This window comes from Mesorhizobium sp. 2RAF45 (assembly GCF_052115225.1).
GTDB classification, from domain to species: Bacteria; Pseudomonadota; Alphaproteobacteria; order Rhizobiales; family Rhizobiaceae; genus Mesorhizobium; species Mesorhizobium jarvisii.
Genome location: NZ_JBFRGG010000001.1, coordinates 167,093 through 193,465, shown reverse-complemented (window position 1 = coordinate 193,465; position 26,373 = coordinate 167,093). Strand labels below are relative to the sequence as shown.

The following is a 26,373-nucleotide window of genomic DNA, read 5'->3' as shown; positions in this document are numbered from 1 at the left end:
CTACTCCCCGGTCTCTCCGGCCGTCCAACTGTTGTTTCCCCGCATGAGCGCGGACATCACACGGCCAAGATTGCTTAGACCGATACGGTCGGAACCTGTTCCAATACCGCCTTCAATCAGGCCAGCCTCGCTGACATCTCGTAGGCTCGTCATTGGCCGAGACAATGGCGCGCCAGGCTGTCTGAAGAACATTCCAAGTGTCTCGGTCTTCCAGTTGGATTGTTCCATTGCCGTTGTGGCCCGATCAAAGAGATCGTGGATACGCTGCTTGTAAAAGTCCTTATTAACGGGAGATGTCGCGTGATAGAGACCAATGCCATCCACGACGAAGTCGCGGAGCTCGTTCAGCAGGTTGATATGATCCGTACGCGATCGTTCGCCGATTTCTCCCACGTTATCCGGCTCAGCGAGCACAGCCTTGTCCGCTGCCGAACCCGCACGGTTCATGTTTCGGATGTAGTCCACGCCGCACAGCTTGAGCTGTAAGAACGACGCAAGCGTTCGCGTGATCGCATTCTCGGCCCAACGCTCAACCGGTGCTGCGTCGATCATGCGTTCGAGGAAGCGGTGGAAGATGTCGTGTATCTCGACAATGTACCGGTCGCGACGCTGCTGCGGCGTTGGTATCAGGATGCTCGTGCCGACATGCGCGCGTCCGACACGCGACGACGCCTGGATATATTCAGCGATGTCCGGCGGCTGCCCGGCAAAAAACATTATGTTGAATTCGTCAACGTCGACGCCGTGCGAGATTGCTGACGTTGCGATCACACCGCGGAGAGAGTTCTGGAGCGCGCTGAAACTGAAAGGCGTTCCGACGGGAGGCTTTTGGGCCGCTTCCGTCACGATTGAGCCGATCAGACCCGCATCGATTGCACCAGTAATCAAAGCCGTGCGGACACCTGGGATATCATCGATGCCGGACAGCCGGTGGTCCCGTCGAATTACGTCCTGGAGGGCTGCCTTGACGTTGTCGCCGCCTTTCTTGTTCGTGACATAAAGCAACGCGATGCGATTAAGGTCGACGACATATGCAACGTGAGCATGCTCAACGCCCCTGTCCAGCAGACAGTCGCGATGGCCTTGCCAGAAAATGTCTGAGGGAAGAGCCTCAGCAAGCGCGCGACGCACAGCCCAACGTACCTGGTCATCACCTTCGATGAATGACTTCAGAAGCTGCGTGATCGTTAGATGAAACGCGGACAGAACCGCCACGGTTGCGGCGGTGTGTGTCCGCCCGTTTGTCATTAGCGAGACGTAGCGCCGTCTTGTCGGTGTTCGGTGCTCGACATTGTTGCTGCCATCGCGTGCAAGATCGCCACTTTGCGGCCGCTGCAACCTTGCATAGAAGCTTTCGTAGAGGTCTGGTCCCGGCTGGGGGAACAGACGAACTTGCCGCTGATAAATTTGATCGATCTGGCGCGCCGGTTCAGAGACTGTGGCTGAGGCCGCGATGATTCTGGGCGGACGGGCCGCGCCGTGTTCGGTGATAACCTGATCGCCGAGGAGTGGCGCCAACATGCGAAGAGCGTGATGGAAGGTTGTCTCAAAGAGACCCGAGAATGTGCCGAGGGACTCGTCCAGCAGATGGGCCTCGTCCTGGACTTCCAAAAGCGGGTAAGGGTCGAAAAGGAGCTTCTTGCCGTTCGAATAGAACGGAAAGACCGCCTCGCAACCATGGAGCTCAGGTCCTTTTCGAAATTGTTCGCGGGTGTAGGGAGAAACGAACCGGCCTGACTCAACATGGTGCCACGCAGGATAGCCAAACATTCCAAGAACCCGGACAAGCGTACGGGCGCTTTGTCCGATCAATGCGAGCTTATCGACCGTACCGAGCAGAATGGCAGGCGCATGCGCGTAAATGTCGGAATCCATAATGTGGATTGGCAAGGGGGACGGCTTGCCGTCGTTTGGATTTCGGCGGTTCCACTCGCAATCCTTGTTGAAGCAACAATGAGCTAGCCGCTCCTCCTGCGGCGGGCCCTCGTGAAAGCGTCGAAGACCCACCGATGAGGAACGCTTTCCTTCCGCATCGACGAGACTGCCGGTGCAATATGGGCAGGTCGCCAGCCGACGCCATTTCTTTAGATAGACGGCATAGTCGCCGTGACGCGCCGCCAACTCATCCCAGTCTTTGGCAAGCACCGGTATTTCAGATACGCCACGGTCATTTCGATTATTAGGCGTGTTGCCGCCCCCGACCCAGAAGCCGATCTCGAAACCGTTGCCCTTGAAATCAAATCCTTCTTTCGTCCAGGTCCACTTAACCTGATAGGCGGCTGCCAAGACCTGCGCAAGGCGTTGCGCCTGTTGACTCGTCAATAGGCGCAGCGGATACCGAACAAGCGCACTTATCCCGCGCGCCTTTCCCCGTAGCCTGTCAAACGCAAGGCAAAATACCAACAAGCCAAAAAAGCTTTCCGATTTTCCACCGCCGGTCGAGAAATAGAGAAGCGTCGCCTCGCGGTCGTCGTCGGCGGTTTGCGCAGGGGAATTCTTCCATGCATGGACGCGCGAAACTACGGCCGGAAGCTGGGAAAGGATGAATGCGACCTGGAACAAGCGCCATCCCGTGACACTCTTGTTCTTTCTTCTCCAGAATTCACCGAAGGTGTGGTTTGTGAATCGCCAAGCAGTCAGCGGCAATACGTCCGGATCGTCATAAGTTTTGCCGCTGGATTGCGCCTGAAAAGCTCTCTCAAGGATGGCGAGTCCACGCGCGATGGCTTCCCTTTCTGCCTGCCATCCGCGCAAATCGACTTCCTCAAACTGCCGCTTCTCGCGGGCGTAGTCGTCGGCATCTGCGATGGGATCTAGGGACTGTTCGTAGGGTCGGGATGCCACAACGGAAGCGAGCCAATCATCAAAAGCTTTCAGGAGGCTCCTGAGGACAGCAAGGCCACCGTCGTCCGAGCCGAGAGCGGCAAAGTCAGGCCCGGGTGTGATGTCAAATTGCCGGATAAGCGGTTGGCAATAAATTGGCAGTGAGGTGGTCTCGAGGATACGCGCATCGACGAGTCCTCGCCGACGGACACCGCAATTGATCCCTAAGGCGTCATACGACAGATGCTGATTGTAACGGTACGACGGTGTAATCCGCTCCAGGTGGATAGGACGATGCAAGTCAGGATCGAACTCGGCCGATATTTCGACCTGGTACAACGTCGCATCGGACTCACGTGCTGCTGCTTGCTTTGCGTCGATAAGGTCGGATTCGTTTACGAGAATAATCCGGACGGTCCGCTCGTCCGGATGAAGGGGATCTTCCAGATTTTCATATTCCAGTACGGGAAGAACAGTCGGCCTTGCAACTCGACGATTGGTCCGCAGCGTGGCCAATGTTTGGTCCCAAGCAACAACCTCCGCCGGGACGATAGTGCGGCTGTGCATGGCTCTGCCGGCCGGAAACCCCCAAACCAGCCCACCGGTCTCGGCGTTGTCATCGGCCTCCCACGCATCAATCGCGCTCTCCACGCGCCGCTGCATCTGGGCGTTGAATTCCGCAAGGGATCGATCGACTGCTTCGCGGCTCAATGAAAGGTCGATACGAAACGAGCCGAGCTCGAGCGGAAGGCGCAGCCATTTTTGCGGAATATGCTCACGCTCAATTAGCGCATCCGGGGGTGCATCGGTTGCTCCAGGCCCAACCTTGAACTCAAACGCTTTCAGCGTGTCGCTGTCCGCCGTGGCCGGGCCTCGCCCATCGGCATTGATCGTGTCAATTGCAGCATCAGGCAACGTATCACCGGAATGCTCATCGGATGAATTCGCCTCAGCAGCCTCCGGATCGTCGTTGACAGCAGGATCGTCTGAGCCAGGTGCTTCGTCCTCTTCCGATAGGATAGAGACGAGCGCGTCTTCGCGCGCCGGGGAACGCAGGACCGCAGGCGCAATCCCAAGTTCGAGCAGCGCAGCATTTTCCGCCTCCTCGGTAACGCGATTTTTGATGTGAAGCCATGCGGGGCTCTTGCGGCCCTCATCGCCTAGTATTGCTTTGTTGTCTTCTTCTGCCCGGCGGAGCGCTTCACGCCTATGCCTGAGAATGATCGAGCGAGCATTTTTAGCCAACCGGAAAACCACGTTCGACGAGGACAGGTCATGCGTCGACGGCAGCATGCGAAGGTAAATGCACGCGCGTAAGCCAACTGTTATCGCCTTGTCCTTCCGATCCGCGATCTGAAACGTCAGTCCGGCTGTGCCGATGTGAGCCGGAGACGTAACGTCATCTTTTTCCTCGTAGGTGGCAGCAGTCTCTGAAGGACGCCTGCGTGGCAGCAAATGCTGCGTATGAATGACTTTTGACGGTTTCTCGCGATAAATTATGTGGCCGGTAGGGCCGGCGCCTCGCAAGCGATCATAGACGGTATGCAAGATCGCGGAGGCAACAGCCTCTTTTGTGGTGTGGGATATGTCATTGTTGTCTGGGTAGAGAAGCTGTGTCATCGGGCTGCCGCCTCAAGACGAACGGCGTTGGCATTGGAAGCGCTCGGCGGGTCAAGGTGTTTCTCGATTACAGGGTAGACGCTGGCCAGTGCGTCACGACGTACAGCGCGTAATTTCTCGAATGATGCATTCGGCCCCCTCATCAAGCTATCGGTGTCGAGGAGGAGCCTGTCAAAGAGCCCACGATTGGTTTGTCCGTCGCGGCGAAGATCGCTGCGTACGATTCGGACGGCATCAGCGAGCGGCTGTGCCAAAATGCCGGCACCCATGAGACGTAAAAATGCCTCAATATGGACCGGATCAATTGCGGCGTGTGGCGTGTCGACCTCGTACCGTTCAGCGGCTTGCAACCAGTATTCAACTGAGGCTTTGCTGATGGTAGGCAGGCCAGGATTTTGAGCAAAGAGCATCCCATGAATCCGTTGTCCAAGCATTTTGGACCCATATTGCTTGGATAGGTCTTCAATGCCCTTTTTCACGGTTGCTTTGTACTGATCGACCAGCGCCTGTTCGAGCGTCCGGCCTTTCTCGTTCTTTTCGCGCAACGCCGCCTCGATCTCTTCCCGGATTATGTCCGACATCACGAACACGGCGTCACCACTATCAATGGCGCGGGCCTCGCGAGGGGCCAATTGATGAGTAACAGGATCAAGGACGTAAAATTGCGATCTTGGCCCCGCGGCGATTTTGCCATAGCCATCCAGGAGCAAGTAGCCTTGGCCGACGAAGGGCAGGGCTGCACGGGAACGGTCTGCATCCAAACCAAGGGCGGCTGATAGCCGGCCCATATCCTTAGCTACCCAAGGCAACGCTTTCAGCAGCAGCTCCGTTCGTTCGCTGTAAGCTGAGTACTCAGGCCCCTCGGGGACTGCGCTCAGCGTACGTTTCAGGGTCAGCGCATCATGCCCGGCGACGACAAGCCGAAATTCGGCTGGACAGAAGCTATCGCCCACATACGCACGCGCGCCCAGGATGGCCGAAGCGCCCCAAATCACTGCAGTGGGCAACCTGCGTTCAAGTTCAGCAGGATAGTTGCCGGGCGTCGTCACGCGTAGTTCAGGAACGGCCGCCACAAACGATCCCGGCTCTGTAAGAAAATCCAACAGGAGGTCACTAGCCAGTTGTGCGTCCTCAGGATGGCGCAGCACGATTAGCACATCATTGTTCTTATCGATTTCTGTCAAAATGCGCTTGAGGTAGCGCATGAGCGGTGTGGCAACGCGAAGTGTCGCCGCCAGCTCCAATGCTTCAGCGAGATCCGACTGGATCGCGGTACGCCGTGGCCCGGCGTGCCCTTCACCGATCAGCGCCAAGGCTTTGTTGTGATGAGGGTCAAAGGAATGACGCTCGCGCTTTATGCGATGGTAGGCGTCGCGCGTATCTGTGTAGGGGGCCAGGATGGCATCTGCTCCGGAAGCTGTCAGGCCCATGCCCTTGAGCGCCGCAGCGCCCTGGTCAAGTACCGACACAAGTGGATTGCCTCCATCCAGCTCTCGTGCATGGTTCCATAACCGCGTCGCAATGATGCATTCGTTGGAAGCGATTGTTTCGACAATCGGTCGCGTCGCGGCCGCTCGGGGCTGTGGTTCTTCAAAGCCCCGCCCGCGCGTTGGCCAAATCAGACGATGGTTTTCGCTTCTGACACCCAGGCTGCCAGAGTCCGGACGTCCCTTGAGCGAGTGGCGTATGAATGAAAACCGCAACGGACAATCGGTGACGATCAGCGTGTGGCTGGGGGGTGAACGTAATTCCTGTTCAAGCTCCGTCACCAGCATTCGGATCAAGGAGCTTGCATCGCGGCTGCGAAGGGCATGGGTCGACAAGTCGACGATGGCTAAATCGATACGGCCAGGTAACTGCCGCAATGCACGTTTTCGATCTGCGTCCGGAAAATGGGACGGCAGCATGAACGCGAACGCCGGACTGCGCTCTGCCGACGCCAGTACGTTCAAATGCTTACGGATCGAGTTGAGCCGGTCTGCCGGATAAAGCCGTTTGAAGCCCTTCAATGTCTTTTCGTCAAAATCTCTCCAGTAAATCCCATCATTCAATGCGACAGAGTGGGGGACAATCGAAATCAACGGGACGGAGGCAATGCCGCTTTCCCGCGTGTCCCCTAGAAACATATAGAAATGCGCGTCGGGGCTGATCGCGCCCAGAACGTTGTCCGCATTTGCCCCGCTTCGAAAAAGACCTCGCGCATGCAGTTTCGAGGTTTGAGCCTCGATGCCGGCAACCGCCTGAAGAGCCGGGCGCCCCATATTCAAGAAAAGTGTCCGCAAAGGCGGAGCAGCCTTCCCTCGGCCAACTTCGCGCAACATCCATGGCAGTATCGCTCGAGGAGGAATATGGGGCCAGAAAAGCGCGGTATGAAGTTTCTGGTCACTCGAGACGACAGTGTCGAGAAGTTCTGAATATTCGACCAAACTCCGCGAAGGGTTGGACGTAATGACGCTGAGGTCACTGTCCTCCAGGCGATCGATCCTATCTCCAATATTCACAGCTCCGAACTGAGTAGCGACCGGAGGCGGCTCCGCTTGCGCGTTTTGAGATTGGCGCTCTTTCATTTGAACGAGAAGCTGCCTAGCGCGCTCTTGCTTTGATGCGGCAGCCTCGGCAATTCGTTCATTCCAGGGCGTCTGGCGCTCAGCAATTCTATCGTTCCAAGGTGTCTGGCGCATGGGCAATCTCTATCGCCCTGTGAGCTTCGAGGAGATGCCAGCCCAGTCGCGGGCAACGTAACCCGCAAGCAGCCCGGCCTCACACTGGTACAGCTCGGCCACCAGGTCCAAAATGCGTGCCCAGTTCTTAGCCCGACGAGCCTCCCTGAATCTTTTCTTCCAGCTTGGCTCAATCTCTTCCCAGCGTGGAATGTGCACCGCCGAGAGTTGGCTCTTTTGAAAACGGTGGAAACCGGTGGCGGCTCCGGTGGACAGCGCTTTCACAAATAACCCAAGTACTCCAGCTGAAAGAAAAACGAGAAGGTCCTCTAGGGGCCAGCTGATGCTCTTGATCTGGTAAACGCCGCTTCCCGCACAATAGCCGACCGTGTCGATCCCGATTACCGGTGAGGCGGAGACGTCTACGACCAGCAGCTTGGGCGACGCATACCAATCGGGATGAAGGCTATCGATCGACCGCCACCACGTTTTTGATGTACTAGCCTTGGCCCGCGATTGCAGTGGCTTCTTATGTTTCCGGAGATAGGCCGCCATCCGAGGGTAATCGGCAAGCTTGACCACCTTCCCGTTGGCATCGAACACATTGACGATGCTCGTACCGCTCCAGTGGACTCTTCCATCCTGGATGGATCGCGCATTTACAAAGGGCAGCGTCCGGCTGCGCTCGACGGGTAACTTCTCAGTCGGGCCGAGGAAGACTTCGTTGCATCCTGTGGCAGAGCCTACGCGAATGACGCATCCTGCATCTTCAATTCTAGGAAATGTTCGGCGTGCGAATTCCAGCGTTTTTTCAGCAGCGGCATCGCGACTGAGAAGGAGCGGCGATGAAGAAGGTGCGAACGTCCGAACGGCCGAGCTACCTGACCGAATGATCGTATCAGTCCCGGCCATCGACGATATCTTTGTCGAGCCGGATGTGCCGTGCTCGAAGACGAAAAAGTGGGGATAGGCGTCAGCGGGAGTCTCGAAGCTATCGACGTCACTGAAATCTACAATCGCCTTTAGATGTCCCAGGGAGGTGAAAGCTTCCCTGATGGAACCGCCATAGACATTTCTCGTCCAGGTGCCGGGGCACAGAAAGGCAAGCTGGCCGCCTGGCTCGAGCAATTCAAGCGAGCGCTCGATGAACGCGATATATAGGTCTGCCCGCTGCTTGAACGAGGAAAACCGCTCTCGATACGAGGCGCGTAGCGGCGCAGGGATGGCGTCCCAGCGGATATATGGAGGATTGCCGACGATGTGGGTGAAGCAGGTACGGGGACGGGCTTCTAAGAAGTCCTCGTTCTTTATCCAGGCGCGGGCGATACCGCGCGCCGTCGGTTCTGCAACGCCAAGCTCATTCAGTTCTTCGGCACACCGATCGCGCAATGTCGCCGCAACATCGGGATCGATCTCGTACGCGCGGATAACGGGGCAAAGCTGGTCGTAGGATTTCCCTTGTTTGCAGCAGGCTTCGACCAGAGCACGCAGCAGGGGAAGAATGAAGGCGCCTTGCCCGGCAGCTGGCTCCAGCAGGCGTAGTGCCAGAGGATCTTCCGRAAAGCTGATATGGCGTAGGCATAGAGTCGCCACCTTGTCCCGAGTGAAAAATTGGCAGAGGCCCGCCTGCCACGGCCGGTCGGTCGCGACATCGCTGTCGACTCTCCCCTCCATTGATATGCCCCTAACCCTAGACCGGCTGCCTCGATTTTGTGCGTATTACTCGCCAATAGCGCGTGTCGATGCAATCGAAATCCTTGCGACGATAGGCGTCATCCGTGAAAGGCAGAGGTTTCAGCCAGTCCCGCGGCGACAAACGCTCACCACAAGGGTTTCGCCTCGGCATTTAATTAGTTTCGGCTAAGTTTGACTTAAGATCGACTGCAATAAATGGGTCATGGTTTGGGTTCCTGAAGACGATGCGGAAGCAAAAGACTAGCACTTTCGCGTGGGATGTCCCACTCACTGGTCAGGGGCCATCCTGCTTCGTAGAGCTCCGCAGGACCGAGCCGCGGTTCGGACCGCCTGGTGCAGCACCCCGAGGGAAAGCCCGCACTTGCGATCGACCAGGATCGTCCGCGCTCCGGCATCGAGATCGACGCAAGTGAGAGCGCGCCTTGGTTGATCGGTGGCGGAGTGCTGAGCGCGCCATCGCAAGAAATGCCAGGACTCCAACTTGCAGATGCACTTGCCTTCGGCCTTGGACGTCGGTTTCGTCGCCATGTGGAACATGATCGCGGTCAACCTTCGGACCTCGACGTAGCGGCTATTGCGCCGCTCGCTGCCCTGAACGGACGTTCGCGTCGCTACACGACGAAGTGTACAATAGCGCGCAAAGCCGTAATTCGAATTGAGCGGCATGTTTACAGTCCAACGTCCAGCGGCACCCACACAAAGCCGACGCAAGCCATCAAAAATGTGGGGCAATACGTGGGTTGACCTTCGTTACCGAAGAAATTTGTTAATTATTTCAGCTTGTTGGCCGAGCAACTGGCGGAGAGAGCTCCGCCAGTCGCGATTTGATTGCTATAGAATTTCAACAGCTTAGCTATTCAGAGCGAGCAAATTCCAGAGCAAAGGCGCGCAGTGAGGAACCGTCATTATCGACCACGACGCATCATTTCGGCCGCAACATCGTCCCAGAAACTCAAGGTTGGCAAAATGACGATGTGCAGGACCAACCATGTTGAATAGGTCACGTCCGGGCTCCAGAACTCGCCATCGGTCATTTTCCCGTGCGCAAGTTCATGGCGTATCGCAGGTCCGCCACGAAAATTGAACAAAAGGTCTATCTCCTCAACCAGGGCGGCAGGCATGAGCTGCAAAAGGGGCTCCCGGAAATCCCCTAGCAGACGGCTAAGCATGGCCTCTTCCTGTGTGCCATCCTGATTGATGCGATTGGTTTCTACACCCGACGAACTGAGGATGTAGCGAAGTGAGTTCTCCAGTTGCGGCAGGATTAAATGCGCGGCTTCGAGTTCGTCGCCGCCGACGAACTTGGCAGCACCGATTGCAAAGGTATACTCGTGGCGAGGTGGGACGAAGGGACTTGCCCGCATCAGCGGCAACAGCGTGTCCACAGAAACGGAATGCTCCTCCCAAAGGACCCGCCGGATAGGATGAATTCTTCCCGCAACAACAAGGCTACGACGAATTCGGTCATGCTGATTGATCATGAACCGGACCTGATTTTCGTCTGGCGGACCGTTGAGATCGAGACCAGGTGCAATGAAGCGAGTTCGGCCTTGGCTGTCGCTCACGGACGTTGAGAATATCGCGGCTAGGCCTCCATGGCTTGCTTTCAGAACTTGGTCGCGCAGCTTGTCAGGATCGGGTGAGTCCTCGCACATAAGAAGCTTACGAATGGCTTGCGCGAGCGGCTTGCCGCGGACGTCAGCTTCGGCCGCTTCCACAAGTTCTGTAATGTTGGTTTGATGTGAGAAGCTGGACATTTCGTCCATTATACGAGGCTGGATCGCACTCAATCGGTCTTGCAAAGCCCGCCGTCGATCGACAGTCCCCGGGATGGGTCTTAATGCTTGAATCGCATCGTTGAGGAAATGCACTTGCACGGCGGCCGAATCTTGTCGCGCCTCAGCATCCGCAGCGTATGTCTCGGCTGCTTCGACCAAACATCGATTGCTGTTTTCGGCATCTTTGGCGCTTAGGTAGGCGCGACCCGCAAGTTCCCATAGAGATCGGCGGGCCGGGTGATTACCACCAAGCTTGGCGCTTGCCGCGAGAATTTCAGCTGCCTGTGCTGTCTGGACCAATTCCCAAACGTGATTGCTTAGGTTGATAGGACCAATGTGAATGAAGCCCCATCCGTCATCGGCATCTAGAGCAAGTTGCGACACGTCAGCAATGATCTTTCGCAACGGGTCGAATTCACTTCGCTTCCATCCCATTGATCGTGCAATGATTGTTGCCCGCGTCAGATACTCAGCGGCCGGCACACTAGCGGGGTTGCTTTCATCGAAGTCGAATTTGGCTTCGCCGTTCAGCACCAACGTGACGCATTCGACATATGATGCGACGGCTCGCAGACCCGAGACCGCGTCCTTCTTGTTCAGCAACCAGCAAACATCAGCGACTCTTGCTCGAAAGGCGAGGTGACCGATTTCGGGCACCAACTCTGCCAGTATCGTGATCTGATCGGATGGGAGATCGGCCGGGATTGGCGACCTGCGTCCGTGCATGATTGCCAAAGGGCGAAACGGCTCAATTCGATCGTCTGGCACGAAATGGTAACTTGAAATTTGCCCAAGCACCTCTAACGCCGACAAGCTGTCAGCTTCCCCGGCTGCCTTGGCGGCGGCAATCGCTTCACGAATGCGACCGTAGATGTCCGTACTGTCAACCACGGCCGTTGCAGCGATCGCGCTTTTCACGGCCTCGCGCTGAAATGCATCTAAAGGGACCGCAAAAGTAACGCCGGGAATTTCTCTTTTCTCTGCGCGTTCCGCATGAGTCATTTGGTATAGACCTTCTTAAAAGCGTCACCAACCGTACTAGCACACCTGTTGTGCGGAAGTTTATCTTTGAGCCGCGAAATTTCCGTAGGTCGGTGGGGAAAGCTTGAAAAGGCTGATCGCCAGGCGCAAGGCTAAGGTCGTCGCGCTGGACCTTCCGACTTCATGGATGATGGCCAAGGCCGATCAGGACGATTTCACCACGCGCCTGTTCGATGCGATGAAACGCCATGATCCTAGACGTTCTCGCCACTGCCGTAGGTAAGACTACATCGACCGTCGCCGCCGACAGGCGCAAGGCATAGCCAGGGCTCAGACCGAAGGCCGCTACAGGGGCCGACAGCAAGACGAACGGCGCAACGCTGGGATCATGAAGATGCTAGGCAATGGACAAGGCTGGTCCAGCATCGTCGCCGCTACGAGCATCTAGAAGCACGTTGGCGAGACTGGCGAAGCCGATTGCAGCCTGCCGGCTAGGAGCACCCATGCGCGCCATCCTAGTCCTGTTAGAACTGTGCCTCTGAGGTACAGTCCTTCTGGTCGTATTTCACATGGGCTGAAAGCCAGCGCATGCTATGTCGCCGGCAGGGACTGGCGAGGCGCGTGGTTCGAACCGAGACGAAAAGGCGAAGTCGCAAGCTTCGCCTTTTTTATCGACACCATTTGCAAGAAGGTCGACCGGGGGACCCGATGACGGATGTACCCCTGGGCGGGCTCAAAGCCCTCATCGTCTGCACTCAACTTGGGCGCTTTGCCGTATTTATCTTATCCACCAAGTTACGAACTGATTTCTGATGTCCAACATAGAGGTCTTCAAGAAGAATCTCCAAAATATCATAAGCGTTAAATACGTCATTAACGGTAATATTCTCGGGATGACTTCCGAAATTACCTATCCATCGTAGAGCATCGACGCGATCGGCGTTATCCTTGTCAATTGTCTTGAACGAAACGATACGAGTTCCCAGTGGAACGAATTTTCCTTTCGCATCCGCTGCGGATATGCCAGAATTTGTCAATATTTCTTCTGCGGTTTGTCTCACGTGATTCGAAGCTGCCCCCGGGTCACAGAAAAAGACGTTAAACGACTTCTCTATACTCCTCTTTACACTCTTCGGGCATTTCGCAGGCACAGAGAAAATCCTCATGGCCTTAGAGAAGTACCTCACGTAGAATTCTTCTCTGTAATCCATGTTGAGGTCGCCGCTCTCATCTTGATATTGATCCGGCGCGTAACCTCCATTACCGCAGCACGCCACCTTGTCCTTGCAGTTGACGCACTCCAACATAGCCGAAAAGGCCAGGTCGATTAGTACTTCGTCAAAGCCCTCTTCGCCGTGCCTCGCTCGCGATTCAGCCGTTTCCTCATAGTGTAGCGTCTCGCGTTTCAGGCGCATTTTTCCGTCGCGGCATGACGGGCAAGGCCATGCTGGCGCATAGTTCTTAGACAGCGGTCTCTTCCAAAGGGCGCGGTCTATGGGCATCAGGCATCCGACCGGGAGGGGACATCTTCGATCTCAGGCGCAGCGCTTTTGATCGCCAGTTGAGCATGAGAAATCGGCTTCCGATGCCGTCGCCTAAACGTGGCCAGGCTGTCGAAAGTTTGCGATGACGTAAGCAATCGTTCAAAGGAAGCGGCGTAGGTCGAATTCTCAATGATGGCGATTGAGTTCACCAAATTGTCGGTGACCATGGCCTTGGTAAGTTTGGGAAAAAGACTCTTGTTGTGAGCGTAGCAGCACACTTCAAGATAGTTGGCGAATTCGACAAAGGTACTCTGTCGTTCACTTTCGGTGGCGCTGGATAGAAGCTTACCTTCCATACCGCGCATGTCCGCAAGATAACGGAACARCCACTCCAGGTCCTTGGATTTGGCTGACGCTCCGACATTGAGTGCGTTAAAAATCAACGCGCCAGCAGAAATCAATAAGGCTACCGTGGGAACAACCTCTGTCCACCAAGTAGGCACTAGCTACTTCTTCGGCTGTTGGCTTGTGGCGGTAGACGCCGGCTGTTGCTGCAAGGCTGTTTGCAGGTTCGCGCTGCTCAGGCCCTTTTCTTCGATATGGACCGGTTTCTGGCTGATTGGATGGACCGGCTGGGTTTTACCAGTTGACATGGGAGTGCTCTCCGTCGCGACGATTCGCGAATGAGCAATGTACTTCCTACCTGACCGCTAGGCTACTGGTTGGGACCCTGCAAGCCGTCAGCGGTATACGACCCGTCAACTCGATACGTGCAGTTTCAGCCCGGCTTTCGAGCACGCAAACCGTGCTACAGCTTCGGCCGGCTCAGCTTGGCTCCAGCCGAGTATTCTTTGCGCCCTGCATTGCTATCAACAGACTGCCAGTGGTCAACCGCTACTCGCTTAGCAATGGCCAGACGAGTTATATTCTGCTCGCCAAGCGCACTCGAGATGTTTCTACCAAGCCGCAACCTATTTTGAAGCTAGACCAGCCTCCACCAATCGCCGGAACGCTTCCGATCTGGTGGGAAGATCTGGCTGAGCGCGACGCCATTCGTCTACGCGAGCAAGTAAGTCGGTCGAGAGCCGCAACTCGAAGCGTTCAGTTTTGTTGTCGAGAGGATCAGGAACGTTTGACAATGGCAGTGTCCGTAATGTACGGTATGTACGTAATGTGGTTCGCTCTTCGTGGCCGAACGTCGTGCTCCAACACGTCGTTCGGCCTAGCCACAACCCAAGCTGTCTGGAGCTCGGATCATGGCTGATTCCGACAATACCACGACTTTGTCTCTCGTCACCCGCAGGAGAGCAACTCTGGGAACGACAATTGCAGCTGCGAGACCAAGCCTAAGCGCGTTTGCTTACAGCGATCTGGGCGCGAGCCGATCAGTTGGTCCTGCAGTAGCGCGTGGTGGGGATGTCGGCAGGCTCATGAAAAGACTGAATGGGTGTGCCGTCAGCAGCAGCGCCTGGAGCAGACTCATCGGAACGATTGGATATCCGTCTGCGACCAAGTTGTGTGCTGGTGCGCCCATGACGATCTGGCAACCCATCAGGCAGGCTCGGATCGCGCAGATAGGAAGGTGGTTCGCGCAGATAGGGAATTGGCTACTCCGCAACATTTGCCGGACCAAACGCGAGGCTGCCAATCGAGCAACCGCATCAAACAGAAATCATACCGCCAAATTCACTATCAAGCCCGAGGATTTAAGAGCCGGACACCTTCACCTCTCTGCCCTACGGACAGGAATTCGACGCCCGCTTTTGTCAGGGCCGCTTCAATGGCCTGCAAAGTGCTGATCCGGGAATCCACCTTGCCGTTTTCCAACCGGACCAGCGCATTCAGCGATACAATTGCCTTGTCAGCAAGCTCCTGCTGCGACCAACCAAGCAAAGCCCGAGCGGCTCGAATCTGTCGTGGACTGACCATGAGTCCACAATCGGCAGGGAGATTTTCTTTGCCACCAATAGGGTCATTTTCCACCCGATAAGGTACATTAAATGGCGATTCGGCTTTCAGATAACATCGACGCGAAAACCCGGAGCGATGAGACAAACTCTCTAGCCGGCTGACGAGTGGAGCATCGAAAGGCCTTGTTGAAACCGCAACGCTCTGTCCTCCTTCGGACGGGGCCGAAGCCAAAGATCGACAGTGACCCTCATCCCGCCGATCAGCATGTCGGCAGGCAGATTGCGACCGTTCGCGTCCAGTCGGACGTCTCGCAGGCCCAGCTTGCCCGATCGATAGGCATCAGCTTCCAGCAGCTCCAGAAATACGAGAACGCGCGCAATCGCGTGAGCGCGTCGATGCTCTACGAGATCGCCAGCTCGCTCGGCGTTCCTGTCGGCCGCTTCTTCGAAGGACTGCCGGGGAACGATGAGGCCCACGTCGACGCGCGGCCCCTGCCGGTGGATGAGCGCCTGGATTTCATTGCCAGCGCGGAAGGGCGGCGCCTGATTGATGGGCTGGTGAATCTTCCGCCGCGTGTGCGCGGTCGCGTTTCGTCTCTGATCTCAGCATTAGGAGAAGAACTGGCCCTGCTGGACACAAAGGCGGACAGCGAGACGGCCGGCGAATCCCCGCCGGCCGACTGCAAGATCGGCTGACCGCTCGTCGGGTCCGTCAGCCGAATTTTCGTGCAGCGGGCAGGGCGATGCGGCCGCAATCCGAGGACACTTCGATTTCGACGTCGAACGCCCGCGAGCGGGTCGCGAATCCCTCGAGGATGTCTCGCGCTGCGCTTCCCGTGACAGCTACGGGCACCAGTCTGCCCGTTGCTGATCCGCGAGACTGAGCTTCCGCGCCGATCGCGACGGGCAGAAGATCTATCCCCGCTAGGGTTCCGCCCGCATCATAGCGGCATGCGGCGACGATGCTTTGCCAGACTTCCGGTGGGTCCCATTCGTTTTCTTCGGGATGGACGTGGAAGAGGAAGTTTCCGAGGCCGTAGAAGATCGGCGAGCCATTGTAGATTTCCACCGCCTGCAGCACCGGCGCGCCGTGGCTGACGAAGAGGTTCGCGCCGGCGTCGATGCACATCCTGGCAAAGGTCTGCACCCAGCGCGGCACGTCCTGCCAACCTGGTTCCCAATGATGGTGGTGCAGATAGGCGATGACGAAATCGCCTTGCGCTGCTGCGTGCTGGATGGCGGACAGATGGACACTCGCGCTGTGCTGATCGACTTCGATCAGACGGCCGAAATCGGCGGCTTGCGTGAACACCGTGCCGTAGAAATTGATCTCGTTGCCGGCCGACACCTCTACGGGGTCCTCCGGTTGCGCATAGTTGGCCAGTTCAAAGGGCGAGCTTTGCAAATGAGCGCCCAGTCTTGCCAGTCTGCTGAAATGTCCGTCCGGCACCTCCATCTTGCGAACGGAGTTCAGACGATTGACGCCGGGCCGAGCCGGCCGGAAGGCCGTGCGGTCTTCGGCATACATGTTGGTCGGGCCTGGGCCTGCATCCAGCGCGAGAAGCGCGACCTCGCGCGCGCCCAGCCGGCGGCGGCCCGGTTTCCTCGCATTCGTCTCGTCGGCCCCGATGCCGGCATGGAGGAATCCCCGCGCTTCCACTTCCTCCAGCGTCGAGAGGATGCCGCCGGCACCGAGATCGAAGGCGTGGTTGTTCGCGAGCGCAAGCGCGTTGAAACCGATGCCCTGCAATGCGTCGAGCACTTCAGCCCTGGAATATCCGAAGTATTTGCCCTTGGTCGGCCACCCGCCGTGCTTGCCGAAGATCGTCGACTCGAAGTTCGTGAAGACGACGTCGCCTTGGCGCAGGAAGTCCGTAACCGCGATGAAGCGTTCGTCTTTGACGTCACGGATGTCGTGCCTGATCAGGGATTGGCCGGTAACGACCGCGCAGAACTGGTCTTTCATGGAACTCGCCTTGAAGGATGGGAGGCGCTGGCGTTCCGGCCAGCGCCACGTTAAATGTCGAAGTCGGTTGCCGGCTATTGGGAGACGGCGGGTGAGATATCGCTTTTGAACCATTTCAGGCTCAGCGCCTTGATCGTCCCATCTTTGGTGGCCGCGTCGATCGCCGCGTTGAACTTGGTCAGCAACTCGGTATCGTCCTTGCGCATGCCGGCGCCGACGCCCGGCCCCCAGAGCCCGCCTTTCAGTTCAGGGCCGAAAAACACCACATCCGAGCCAGCAGGCGTCTCCAGAAAATCCCGCCAGGTGAAATAGTCGGCGAGGCCGCCGTCGATGCGACCCGCGGCAAGATCGAGCTTCATGTTGTCCTGGCTGTCATAACTGCGGATGGTCACGACATCGCCCAGCATTTCCTTCACGACTGCTTCCGAATTCGACGAGCGCAAGGCCCCGATCGCCCTGCCGGCGAGTGCCGATCTGAGGCGTTCGATGGTCGCCTTTTCCTTGGCCCCGAGGCCCGAGAGGTTGACCTTCTGCTTGATGTCGCCAGGATCGAGACCCAGGTCCTTGCGCACAACGAACTGGTTGAAGCCAGTGGCGTAGGGAACTGAGAACACGATCTTCTGCTTGCGTTTTTCCGTGATCGCCATGCCAGACATGATCACGTCGAACTTGCCGACAAGCAGTGCCGGGATGATCCCGTCCCAATCCTGCGGCACAAAGGTACATTTGATTTCGATGCGACGGCACAGCTCCTGTCCAACATCGATATCGTAACCGTAGAGCTGACCGTTCGCGTCGGTGCTGTCCCAGGGCGGCGAAGCACCTTCGGAGGCGATCGTTATGACGCGCTCGCTTTGCGCGCCGGCCGGGAATGCCGACATCAGGGATGCGATAGAAACAGCAATAGCCAGGGGTATACGCATGATGCACCTCTTCGTTGGTTTGGATGGAATGGGCTGCCGAAAAAACCCGCGGGTTAGGGCAGGGGCGTCGTCGTGATCTCGTGATCAGGTAGGGCGGGGCGCAATCGCGCTTTTCGTCGACGCACAGGATGGCCGTCGGTCGAATGCCATCGCTCCAGGAGTTGGATGGCTTTTACGGCAATCGAGGTGAGCGATAGGTAGATCGCTCCGGCGACGATGAAGATCTCGTACGGTGCGAACGTGGTCGACACCATCTGTCTCGCCATGCCGGTGATCTCGAGCAGCGTTACGGTGCTCGCCAGGGACGAGCCCTTGATCATGCCCACGACCTCGTTGCCGTAGGCCGGGAGCGATATCCTGAAAGCGATCGGGAAGGTGACCAGGCGAGCGATCTGGAAGCGTTTCAAGCCGAGAGACGTGGCCGCCTCGGTGACACCTTTAGGCACGGACTGGAGACCGCGGCACAGGATCTCGGTGGTGTGCGCCGCGCTGTTCAGCGAAAATGTCAGAAGGGCGCACCAGAAGGGATCCCGCAGGATCACCCAGAAGATGCTGGCTCGCACCGCCTCGATCTGACCGAGGCCGTAATAGACCAGGAAGAGCTGAACGAGCATCGGCGTGCCGCGTATGAAATAGGTGTATGCCAGCACCGCGAGCGAGAGGCCGGGATGTCCAAACGCGCGGATGAACGCAAGTGGCACCGATAGAAGAAATCCGGCCGTCAGCGACAGGACCGTCAGGGTCAATGTGAGACCGACGCCCGAAGGCAGGACAACCATTGCGTCAAACATCAAGCCGAGGTTCATGGTCGCTCCCTCCTACCGGCCGAGGGCCGGATAGCGTCGCTCAGCCAGCCGGATCGACAGCAGCGTGACGGTGGTCAGCAAGAGGTAGAGAGCGGCGGCCGCAAGGTAGAAGGTCAATGGTGCGCGCAAGGATCCGGCCCCCACATACGCAACGCGCATGATGTCGGTCAGGCCGACGATCGAAACTAGCGCGGTGTCCTTGAAGAGCGAAATCCAGAGATTGCCATAGGCCGGCAGCGCCAGCCGCAGCATCTGCGGTCCGATGATAAACACCCAGCGCTGCCAGGCGTTCAGCCCAAGCGACTTTGCCGCTTCGGCTTGACCCGCTGGCACCGCCGCAATCGCGCCGCGAAACACTTCGGTGGCATAACCGCTGAAAACGACCGAGAGCGCGATAACGCCTGCAGTGAATGCGTTCACCTCGACATACCGGCCTGCGATCTTGCTGGCGAGCGTCGTTCCGCCGAAGTAGATGAGCAGGATAATGAGAAGTTCTGGTACACCCCGGACCACAGTCGTGTAGGCCGTAACGAAACTGTTGAGGCGCGGTTGTGCCGTGCCCTTCGAAATCGCCAGGAACAAACCAAACGCCGTACCCAGGCAGCCGCTGACAAGCGCAAGGCCCATCGTGACGGTGAGTGCGACAACAAACTGAGTAGTAAAACCACCCATGGAGCGCGTTCCTCGACTCGCAATACCGCAGGATACGCCGGTCTTTATCGCCAAGACCAAGTCGTATAACCCAGGGTTGCGAATTGCTATATTGGTAATTTGGAGTTAATTTGAGATACTTGCTAATTCTAGCACCTGAAATTACACACTCAATCTATAATTTTTATTCTTTTATCTATAACGTGCCGTTATATACTGAGGCGGTTCGTTGCTCCCCAGGTTGGCGGTTATCCGCTTCCTTCCCAGGTGGGCGTTATCAGGGAATGGAGCGCAGGGATGGAGTTGCTACAGAGCGACCTCAAGCTCCGTCAGTTGAAAGTCTTCCGAGAAGTTTTGCGGGCCGGTTCGACAAGGCGAGCAGCGGCTGCGCTCGGGATAAGCCAGCCTGCCGTCAGTCAACATGTGAAGCAACTCGAGACAACGCTCGGCATCACACTCTTCAAGAGATCGGCCAACCGCATCGTGCCCTTGCAGGAAGCCTGGGAACTCCTGCGAAACGTGGAACTCGCCCTGACGTCCCTGGATCGACTGGAAGCGTCGATCTTCGCGATGAAGAACGAGGAAAAGCAGCGGATTGCGATTGCCGCGCCTTCTGTTTTCGGTTTCGTGACCTTGCCCAAGGTCGTGGCGATTATCCACGCAAAGACCGCTTCGAATGTCCGCTCGATTTCGGGAAGCTACGAGCAGATCGGCGAGCACATCTTGGCAGGGCGTGCCGAACTCGGAATCTCGAGGTTGCCCCTGGATCCAAGTCTGTTTGAGTGGGCGCCGCTTGGGTCGGCACGAAACGTATGCATCTTCCATCCCGACCACCGTTTTTCAAAACAGACCTGTATCGAGGCTCACGACCTGGCAGGCGAAACGATCGTTGATATCGATCCGCAGTTCGCTGCCCACCAAATGAACTTCAATGCAATGCGCTTCGCCGGCGTTGAGCCGGACATATTGGTGGAATTCGATTGCTACGGTCACGAAGCCGGATACGTTTCGGCTGGCCTCGGCATTTCGATAACCAATGAGATCATTGCGCGCGAATACGCGGCGTTTCACTTGGGAATAAGGCCAGTGGAGCCGTCCGCGCTCTATCACTACGTTGCGATTTGGCAGAAGGGCAGGACCTTTTCCAACGCATTGAGTGTCGCGCTCGAGGCGATCATCGCTGCGTTTTCCACGGAGCCGCCTGCGCGAGGTTGATAGATATTCCTCCCGAAGCGGCAGAGATTGCGTTTGGTCCCGGAAATATTTCCAGAGAGATGATGCCTGATAGAGGAAACGGAGCGGCCGATGGGCAGATTCCATAATGTACCGGACCGGCGAGCCATCTCCCGGTTATTGCGCTACGCGGAAGTGCGACCCAATCCGCCAAGATGGTTGAATACCGCAGCGGGCGTCCGCCCTTGCGCTTTAGAAGTTGCCGATAATCGTCTGGCGCGGTTCAATTTTGTGCCGATTGTCGACACAATGGGGCGATGCGCGACAACATATTTCCATCGCCTGCCTGGCAAGGCCAGCTCGATCTCTATGACTACGCCCGCGGTAGCAGCGGTGTACCGGATGCCCCGCGTCTGCGCCGCGCAGGACGGACTGCCGAAGATGGTCGCGAGCTCAATGTCTCCGATGACTGGCCGGACCGAATCCCGGTCACTGACGTCGAACTCGATGTCTTCGAGGTTCAATTCGGGGCGTTGTTGGACGAACTGTTGCGCCAAATATAACAATTCTAAAAGGGGAGGTGTCACATGACCCTCACATTGACCAACGCCTTGCCGTCGTCAGGGCGCGCGGCTTTGTATTTGAGAGTTTCGACTGGTCGGCAGGCCGAGCACGATCTTTCGATTCCCGATCAGCGACGTCAGCTCCAATCCTATTGCACAGCGAAGGGAATATCCGTTGTTGCGGAGTTCGTGGAGGCCGGCGCATCGGCAACAGACGACCGCCGGCCGGAGTTTCAACGGATGATGGACGCAGCGGCGCAAAAGCCGGCGCCGTTCCAGTTCATTATCGTGCATTCATTCTCGCGCTTCTTCCGTGACCAGTTTCAGCTTGAGTTCTACGTGCGCCGCTTGGCGAAGAACGGCATCCGGCTCACATCCACCACCCAGGATCTCGGTGACGATCCGATGAGTGTGATGATGCGCCAGATCATGGCGCTCTTCGACGAGTATCAGTCGAAGGAAAACGCCAAACACACGCTCCGAGCAATGCGAGAGAATGCCCGGCAGGGCTATTGGAACGGCTCCCGCGCGCCCTTTGGCTACAGGATCGTCGCTGCCGAGCAGCGCGGCTCGCGGGCGAAGAAGAAGATCGAACCGGATCCCGCACGAGTCGATACCGTCCGCCTGATGTTCCGCCTCGCGCGCATTGGCGCGGGAAACGGACCCATGGGGGCGAGGCAGATCGCTGACTTCTTGAACATTCGAGGCATTCGGACCCAGACCGGTGGACGGTGGGGTGTTGGCGCGGTGCATCAGATTCTGACCCGCGAGACCTACATTGGACGCCACCGTTTCAACGTGGCCAGTTGGCGCAAGAAACAGCAGAACCCCGACGATCAGGTGGTTGAAGTGATCGTCGAGCCTATCGTCGACCCTGAGGAGTTTGCCGAGGTCCAGCAAATGATGCGGTCCCGAAGCCCGCAGTTGAAAGCGCCCCGATTCGTGAGCGGAGGCACCTTGCTGGGTGGCGTCTGCTTCTGCGCTGACTGTGGTGGGGCGATGACCCTGCGTACATCGGGTAGGGGGAAACAGTATCGCTACTACACCTGCTGCACGGCAGCGCGTCAGGGGAAGACCGGATGCCGAGGACGCACAGTCCCCATGGAGGAACTCGATACGAAGGTCGTTGCCTATATGGAGGATCGGCTACTGGAGCCAGCCCGCCTGGAAGAGCTATTGTCGGGGTTGATAAAGCGGCGCGACGAGCAAGCAGAGCGGCGAAAGGGCCGAGTCGCCGAGCTGAAGAGGCAGGCTGCGGACGCCGATGCCAAGCTCACGCGATTGTACGAGGCGATCGAAAATGGCCTCGCCGATTTGGGTGATTCCAATCTTAAAGGGCGAATCGGTGAGCTGAAGCAAGCCCGAGACGCTGCGCGTGCCGACGCTGAGCGTGCAGAAGTGCGCACGGAAAGCGGAGAAACCACGATTACGCCGGAGTTGCTTCACCGGTTCGGCCTAGAGGCGCGAAAGAAGATTCGAACGGATAATGGGTTCAGCCGTCACTACGTGCAGGCGCTAGTGCAGCGGATTGAAGTGGGAGATGCCGAAATTCGGATCACTGGCTCCAGAATCAAACTCCTGCAGACGCTTGCCACGGAGCAGGGGGGCTCGGGAGTGGAACCGCGTGCAAGCGGCGTTCGCAGTTTTGATCTGAAGTGGCTCCCCGGGCCGGATTCGAACCAGCGACCAACCGGTTAACAGCCGGTTGCTCTACCACTGAGCTACCGGGGAACGGATGCTCTTCAGCAAGTGGCGCAGCCTATAGCAAACACCTTTCGCCTTTGCAAAGAAGCATTTCGCTTTTTTCCGAGACTTTTTCGCGCGGCGGGTTTCTCGCAATCGGCCGCGTCCGCCCTCATATTAGCCGTCTTGGCGATGGGCGCGGAACCGAAACGGCGGTCGCGGCTTTCGTAAACAGGCTTTTTCGAGCGACCAGATGGACAGCCATTGGCGATGACCGCAGCAGACGAAAACCGGATACCGGCACGAAAGATCTCGATTTTCGGCCGCGAATTCACCATGCCGCAATCGCGCGGCCTCAGAATCACGATCGGCATTCTCTTGACCATCGGCGGCATTCTTGGCTTTCTGCCGATCCTTGGCTTCTGGATGGTTCCGATCGGATTGCTGGTGCTTTCCTATGAATTCGCCATGGTGCGGCGCCACCGGCGTCGCTTCGTCGTCTGGTGGGAGCGGCGGCGTCGGCCGGATGGAACGACGGGCACCAAACCGGGCGTTTGACCATGCCGTTCTTCCGCTGCGTTATGCCCTTGTTCGGGTTTCGGATTTTGGCGAATCCGCTTTTCGGTTCGCACCTCTTCCCAAATCCTCGCGGATTTCCCTGAGAACGGCGGCAGCCGAGGCCAGGCGCGCGCGGTCCCGCGGCGAAAGCCTGGCGGTGCCATCTATCGCCAGGCAGTCGATGGCATGGCGCAGCAACGCCTCGCATGCTGATCGCGACAAGCCGTCCCAGGCGTTCGTTCCGGTGTTGGGCGTTGCCGGCCGCATGGCGAAGTCCTCCTCGTTTCTCAACGGTGGCGGGGGGCGTGGAGTTTCTCGTGATCTCCTGGTATACTTAATGATCGTCTAATATGCGTCGTGACCCATTGTGACCACGGCGATCGATGTGGAGGGTCGGATTCTTGCAGAGGAAACCGCGCCGAATGCGTGGTGGCCGCTTGACGCCATTTTCGCCGCAACCTATTGGAACCGGGTGGAACGCCGGGAGCAACGAGGCCTCGTGGCGGAGTGGTTACGCAGAGGACTGCAAATCCTTGCACCCCGGTTCGATTCCGGGCGAGGCCTCCAATACCCGGGCTCCCGCGCGCTCAGCGCCGGAGCCTGACGTTCTCATCGAAATGAACCGCGGTTCTGGCGCGGCAAGCGGATTGGTTGGAACATGAGCGCTGATTTCTCCGAGCTTCGCGTCAAGATGGTCGACGGTCAGGTTCGCACCACCGACGTGACCAGCGCCCCGCTGCTGGAGGCCATGCTTACCGTGCCGCGCGAGGTCTTCGTTGCCGACCGCCAGCGCGATCTCGCCTATATCGACGAGGACATCCGCATTGCCGACGGCGCCGATGGTGCGCGCTATCTGATGGAAGCATCGCCGCTGGCCAAGCTGATGCAGCTGGCCGAGATCAATGCGACCGATTCGGCGCTCGACGTCGGCTGTGGCACCGGATACGCCTCAGCCATCCTGTCGCGGCTGGCGAGGTCGGTCGTGGCGCTCGAAAGCGATTCGACGCTGGCGCAAACCGCGGCATCGACGCTTTCCGGCCTTGGCTGCGGCAATGTGACCGTGGTCCAGGGCGCGCTGGCGCAGGGTCATGCGGCCAAGGCACCCTATGACGTCATCTTCATCGGCGGCAGCGTCGAGAAAGTGCCGGCGTCGTTGCTCGATCAGCTCGCCGAAGGCGGCCGACTCGTCGCGGTCGAAGGGCGGGGCAATTCCGGCGTTGCGCGACTTTTTTTCAAGGCCGGGGGGGTTGTAACCGGGAGAAGGGCATTTAATGCGGCAATTAAGCCACTACCTGGATTCGAACGTGAGCATGCTTTTGAATTCTGAATGATTTTGCCTTGCAGCAGAGGCTTTGTCATGGTCGCTTGCATTTGAACAATCGTTGCGATCCCAGACTGGGGGCACTTTGGGACCGAGCGACAGGGAATGAAACACGCCACTCCGGCTGCTCTAACGAGAAGCTGGAGCGGCGTAGTTCCCATGGGAAACGAATGAGGGATATACCCGTGCCGTCTGTATCCAAGAGCTTTTTTGCCGCCGTCCTCGTCTCCGCGACCGCGCTGTCCCCACTAACCGCTTCGGCGGAAACCATCACAGGCGCGCTCGCCAAGGCTTATCAATACAATTCCACGCTGAATTCATCCCGCGCCGGTGTACGCGTCACCGACGAAGGCGTGGCGATTGCCAAATCAGGCTGGCGCCCAACGATTACTGGATCGGCTTCCATCGATTATACAAACACGCGCCAGGCAAATGGCGGCGGTAATTCGAAGCTGACGAGTGGCGGTTACGGCATTCAGATCAACCAGTCGCTGTTTGACGGCTTTCAGACGAAAAACAACGTGGCGGCGGCTGAAGCCCAGGTAAAGGCATCGGTCGAGAGCCTGCGCAATACCGAAGAGAACACGCTGTTCAGCGCAGCCACGGCCTATATGGACGTGATCCGGGATCGGCAGATCGCGGTGCTGACGGAGCAGAACCTGCAGTTCCTGACCGAGCAGGCGCGTGCCGCGCGCTCGCGTTTCGAGGTTGGTGAGGGCACGCGCACCGATGTCGCGCAGGCCGATGCGTCGCGTGCCTCGGCGGTGGCCTCGCTGAGTGCCGCCCGCGCGCAGGCGCTGGCCAGTGCCGCGACCTACCACCAGGTCGTCGGCGACGAGCCGGGCAAGCTCAAGCCCGCTTCGCCGTTGGGCAGGCTGCTGCCGTCGAGCCTCGATGCGGCGATTGCGATCGGGGCTAATGAACACCCGGCCATTCTCGCTACGCAGCATCTGGTCGACGCGGCGGCGTTCTCGGTGAAGTCAGCGGAGGGCGCGCTGTTGCCACAGCTGTCCGCGTCGGCCGGCATTTCGGAAAACTACCGCAACGCCATCCCCGACCTTTCCGGTTCCAACGGCAATTCGACCTCGGCCAATATCGGTGCGACGCTGACCATTCCGATCTATTCGGGCGGTCGGACCTCGGCGGTCGTGCGGCAGAACAAGGAATCGCTTGGCCAGGCCCGCATCCAGGTCGACGTCAGCCGCGACCAGGTTCGCCAGGCCGTTGCCACCGCATGGTCGCAATACACCGCCGCGCAGCAGAGCGTCTCGGCCAACAAGCAAGTGATCGACGCCGCGCAACTGGCGCTGAACGGCGTCATCGAAGAGCGCAATGTCGGCCAGAGGACCACGCTCGACGTCCTCAACGCGCAGGCCGCCGTCATCACCGCCAAGATCAACCAGGCCAATTCCGAACACGATGTGGTGGTGGCGAGCTATGCCATCCTGTCGGCGATGGGTCGCCTGTCGGTCGATCGGCTTGCCTTGCAGGTTACCAAGTACAAGCCCGAAGAGCACTACAACGCCGTCAAGGACAAGTGGATCGGCGTGCGTACGCCGGACGGCCGCTAAACGCCTGAGGCTCGACTTGTGTCGGGCCCGTCTGAGCGGAACCTGGCTTGAAACCGGTTCCGCTCTGGTTTCCTGCTCTATTCCTTTGCATTGACGCAATTCCCGAGGGAAAGCGCTATGCGCTTTCCCGGGAAAGCCGTTTTCACACTTTTCCCGGAATTGCTTCTAATCTGTTGAAATCCCACATGTCCCCAGATTGGGGATTCT

The 26,373-nt window shown here is 58.0% G+C and carries 19 protein-coding genes, 2 tRNA genes and 1 pseudogene; 8 read left to right on the top strand and 14 right to left on the bottom strand.

Going from position 1 to position 26,373, the window contains the following annotated elements; translation table 11 throughout:
- The 8 genes from AB4Z43_RS00905 to AB4Z43_RS00870 form a co-directional block, all read right to left on the bottom strand.
- Entirely contained in the window at positions 1-4,443 is a 4,443-nt protein-coding gene (locus AB4Z43_RS00905; RefSeq protein ID WP_441935365.1) for a DEAD/DEAH box helicase family protein, read from the bottom strand.
- The gene (locus AB4Z43_RS00900) at positions 4,440-7,124 is read right to left on the bottom strand and encodes a hypothetical protein (protein WP_441935364.1); all 2,685 of its coding nucleotides are present in this window, start codon (positions 7,122-7,124) and stop codon (positions 4,440-4,442) included. The genes AB4Z43_RS00905 and AB4Z43_RS00900 overlap by 4 nt, the downstream gene beginning before the upstream one ends.
- Before the next feature lie 9 nt (positions 7,125-7,133).
- Positions 7,134-8,777 carry an Eco57I restriction-modification methylase domain-containing protein gene (locus AB4Z43_RS00895; protein ID WP_441935363.1) on the bottom strand — a complete coding sequence of 548 codons (1,644 nt, stop codon included), beginning with the start codon at positions 8,775-8,777 and terminating at the stop codon, positions 7,134-7,136.
- Between the two features lie 926 nt (positions 8,778-9,703).
- Positions 9,704-11,578: a DUF7380 domain-containing protein gene (locus AB4Z43_RS00890; protein ID WP_441935362.1), complete on the bottom strand. Its 1,875-nt coding sequence runs from the start codon at positions 11,576-11,578 to the stop codon at positions 9,704-9,706.
- A 734-nt stretch (positions 11,579-12,312) separates the two neighbouring features.
- Positions 12,313-12,972 carry a DUF4145 domain-containing protein gene (locus AB4Z43_RS00885; RefSeq protein WP_441935361.1) on the bottom strand — a complete coding sequence of 220 codons (660 nt, stop codon included), beginning with the start codon at positions 12,970-12,972 and terminating at the stop codon, positions 12,313-12,315.
- 86 nt (positions 12,973-13,058) lie between these two features.
- Positions 13,059-13,502 (bottom strand): hypothetical protein, encoded by a 444-nt coding sequence (locus AB4Z43_RS00880; RefSeq protein ID WP_441935360.1) that lies wholly within the window; start codon positions 13,500-13,502, stop codon positions 13,059-13,061.
- A 45-nt stretch (positions 13,503-13,547) separates the two neighbouring features.
- Positions 13,548-13,694, bottom strand: a complete 147-nt coding sequence (locus AB4Z43_RS00875) for a hypothetical protein (protein WP_179298263.1) — start codon at positions 13,692-13,694, stop codon at positions 13,548-13,550.
- Positions 13,695-14,733: 1,039 nt separating this feature from the next.
- A complete protein-coding gene (locus tag AB4Z43_RS00870) occupies positions 14,734-15,096 on the bottom strand; it encodes a helix-turn-helix domain-containing protein (RefSeq protein ID WP_441935359.1) in 363 nt (120 codons plus the stop codon).
- A gap of 41 nt (positions 15,097-15,137) precedes the next feature.
- Between AB4Z43_RS00870 and AB4Z43_RS00865 the strand changes: the two genes are divergently transcribed.
- Positions 15,138-15,647 (top strand): helix-turn-helix domain-containing protein, encoded by a 510-nt coding sequence (locus tag AB4Z43_RS00865; RefSeq protein WP_441935358.1) that lies wholly within the window; start codon positions 15,138-15,140, stop codon positions 15,645-15,647.
- Between the two features lie 16 nt (positions 15,648-15,663).
- Here the strand turns inward: AB4Z43_RS00865 and AB4Z43_RS00860 are convergent, their stop codons facing one another.
- The 4 genes from AB4Z43_RS00860 to AB4Z43_RS00845 form a co-directional block, all read right to left on the bottom strand.
- Entirely contained in the window at positions 15,664-16,917 is a 1,254-nt protein-coding gene (locus tag AB4Z43_RS00860) for a CapA family protein (RefSeq protein WP_441935357.1), read from the bottom strand.
- A 74-nt stretch (positions 16,918-16,991) separates the two neighbouring features.
- A complete protein-coding gene (locus AB4Z43_RS00855) occupies positions 16,992-17,840 on the bottom strand; it encodes a transporter substrate-binding domain-containing protein (RefSeq protein ID WP_441935356.1) in 849 nt (282 codons plus the stop codon).
- 53 nt (positions 17,841-17,893) lie between these two features.
- On the bottom strand, positions 17,894-18,646 hold the full coding sequence (locus AB4Z43_RS00850; RefSeq protein ID WP_441935355.1) for an ABC transporter permease: 753 nt from the start codon (positions 18,644-18,646) through the stop codon (positions 17,894-17,896).
- Positions 18,647-18,658: 12 nt separating this feature from the next.
- Positions 18,659-19,318 carry an ABC transporter permease subunit gene (locus tag AB4Z43_RS00845; RefSeq protein ID WP_441935354.1) on the bottom strand — a complete coding sequence of 220 codons (660 nt, stop codon included), beginning with the start codon at positions 19,316-19,318 and terminating at the stop codon, positions 18,659-18,661.
- 276 nt (positions 19,319-19,594) lie between these two features.
- On the opposite strand from AB4Z43_RS00845, the gene AB4Z43_RS00840 reads away from it, so the two are divergent.
- The 3 genes and pseudogenes from AB4Z43_RS00840 to AB4Z43_RS00830 form a co-directional block, all read left to right on the top strand.
- Entirely contained in the window at positions 19,595-20,512 is a 918-nt protein-coding gene (locus AB4Z43_RS00840) for a LysR family transcriptional regulator (protein ID WP_441935353.1), read from the top strand.
- 275 nt (positions 20,513-20,787) lie between these two features.
- A complete protein-coding gene (locus AB4Z43_RS00835; RefSeq protein ID WP_441935352.1) occupies positions 20,788-21,033 on the top strand; it encodes a hypothetical protein in 246 nt (81 codons plus the stop codon).
- 24 nt (positions 21,034-21,057) lie between these two features.
- Positions 21,058-22,158: pseudogene (locus tag AB4Z43_RS00830) on the top strand (recombinase family protein); the annotation flags it as partial.
- Positions 22,159-22,206: 48 nt separating this feature from the next.
- On the opposite strand, the gene AB4Z43_RS00825 reads toward AB4Z43_RS00830, so the two are convergent.
- Positions 22,207-22,479: a hypothetical protein gene (locus AB4Z43_RS00825; RefSeq protein WP_441935351.1), complete on the bottom strand. Its 273-nt coding sequence runs from the start codon at positions 22,477-22,479 to the stop codon at positions 22,207-22,209.
- Between the two features lie 210 nt (positions 22,480-22,689).
- A tRNA-Asn gene (locus AB4Z43_RS00820) sits at positions 22,690-22,764 on the bottom strand.
- Between the two features lie 222 nt (positions 22,765-22,986).
- On the opposite strand from AB4Z43_RS00820, the gene AB4Z43_RS00815 reads away from it, so the two are divergent.
- From AB4Z43_RS00815 to AB4Z43_RS00800, 4 genes are all read left to right on the top strand, one after another.
- The gene (locus AB4Z43_RS00815; protein ID WP_019858587.1) at positions 22,987-23,274 is read left to right on the top strand and encodes a hypothetical protein; all 288 of its coding nucleotides are present in this window, start codon (positions 22,987-22,989) and stop codon (positions 23,272-23,274) included.
- A 493-nt stretch (positions 23,275-23,767) separates the two neighbouring features.
- A tRNA-Cys gene (locus AB4Z43_RS00810) sits at positions 23,768-23,841 on the top strand.
- A 91-nt stretch (positions 23,842-23,932) separates the two neighbouring features.
- Positions 23,933-24,601 (top strand): protein-L-isoaspartate O-methyltransferase family protein, encoded by a 669-nt coding sequence (locus AB4Z43_RS00805; protein ID WP_019858585.1) that lies wholly within the window; start codon positions 23,933-23,935, stop codon positions 24,599-24,601.
- Between the two features lie 179 nt (positions 24,602-24,780).
- On the top strand, positions 24,781-26,166 hold the full coding sequence (locus AB4Z43_RS00800; RefSeq protein ID WP_027046920.1) for a TolC family outer membrane protein: 1,386 nt from the start codon (positions 24,781-24,783) through the stop codon (positions 26,164-26,166).
- Positions 26,167-26,373: the final 207 nt, after the last annotated feature.

Bases quoted from the DNA above. Each gene is read 5' to 3' on its own strand.
- AB4Z43_RS00835 (WP_441935352.1), top strand. From the start codon at position 20,788: ATGCGCGACAACATATTTCCATCGCCTGCCTGGCAAGGCCAGCTCGAT.
- AB4Z43_RS00840 (WP_441935353.1), top strand. From the start codon at position 19,595: ATGGAGTTGCTACAGAGCGACCTCAAGCTCCGTCAGTTGAAAGTCTTC.
- AB4Z43_RS00855 (WP_441935356.1), bottom strand. From the start codon at position 17,840: ATGCGTATACCCCTGGCTATTGCTGTTTCTATCGCATCCCTGATGTCG.
- AB4Z43_RS00885 (WP_441935361.1), bottom strand. From the start codon at position 12,972: ATGCGCCTGAAACGCGAGACGCTACACTATGAGGAAACGGCTGAATCG.
- AB4Z43_RS00845 (WP_441935354.1), bottom strand. From the start codon at position 19,318: ATGGGTGGTTTTACTACTCAGTTTGTTGTCGCACTCACCGTCACGATG.
- AB4Z43_RS00905 (WP_441935365.1), bottom strand. From the start codon at position 4,443: ATGACACAGCTTCTCTACCCAGACAACAATGACATATCCCACACCACA.
- AB4Z43_RS00850 (WP_441935355.1), bottom strand. From the start codon at position 18,646: ATGAACCTCGGCTTGATGTTTGACGCAATGGTTGTCCTGCCTTCGGGC.
- AB4Z43_RS00860 (WP_441935357.1), bottom strand. From the start codon at position 16,917: ATGAAAGACCAGTTCTGCGCGGTCGTTACCGGCCAATCCCTGATCAGG.
- AB4Z43_RS00900 (WP_441935364.1), bottom strand. From the start codon at position 7,124: ATGCGCCAGACACCTTGGAACGATAGAATTGCTGAGCGCCAGACGCCC.
- AB4Z43_RS00805 (WP_019858585.1), top strand. From the start codon at position 23,933: ATGAGCGCTGATTTCTCCGAGCTTCGCGTCAAGATGGTCGACGGTCAG.
- AB4Z43_RS00890 (WP_441935362.1), bottom strand. From the start codon at position 11,578: ATGACTCATGCGGAACGCGCAGAGAAAAGAGAAATTCCCGGCGTTACT.
- AB4Z43_RS00875 (WP_179298263.1), bottom strand. From the start codon at position 13,694: ATGTCAACTGGTAAAACCCAGCCGGTCCATCCAATCAGCCAGAAACCG.
- AB4Z43_RS00815 (WP_019858587.1), top strand. From the start codon at position 22,987: ATGACCGCAGCAGACGAAAACCGGATACCGGCACGAAAGATCTCGATT.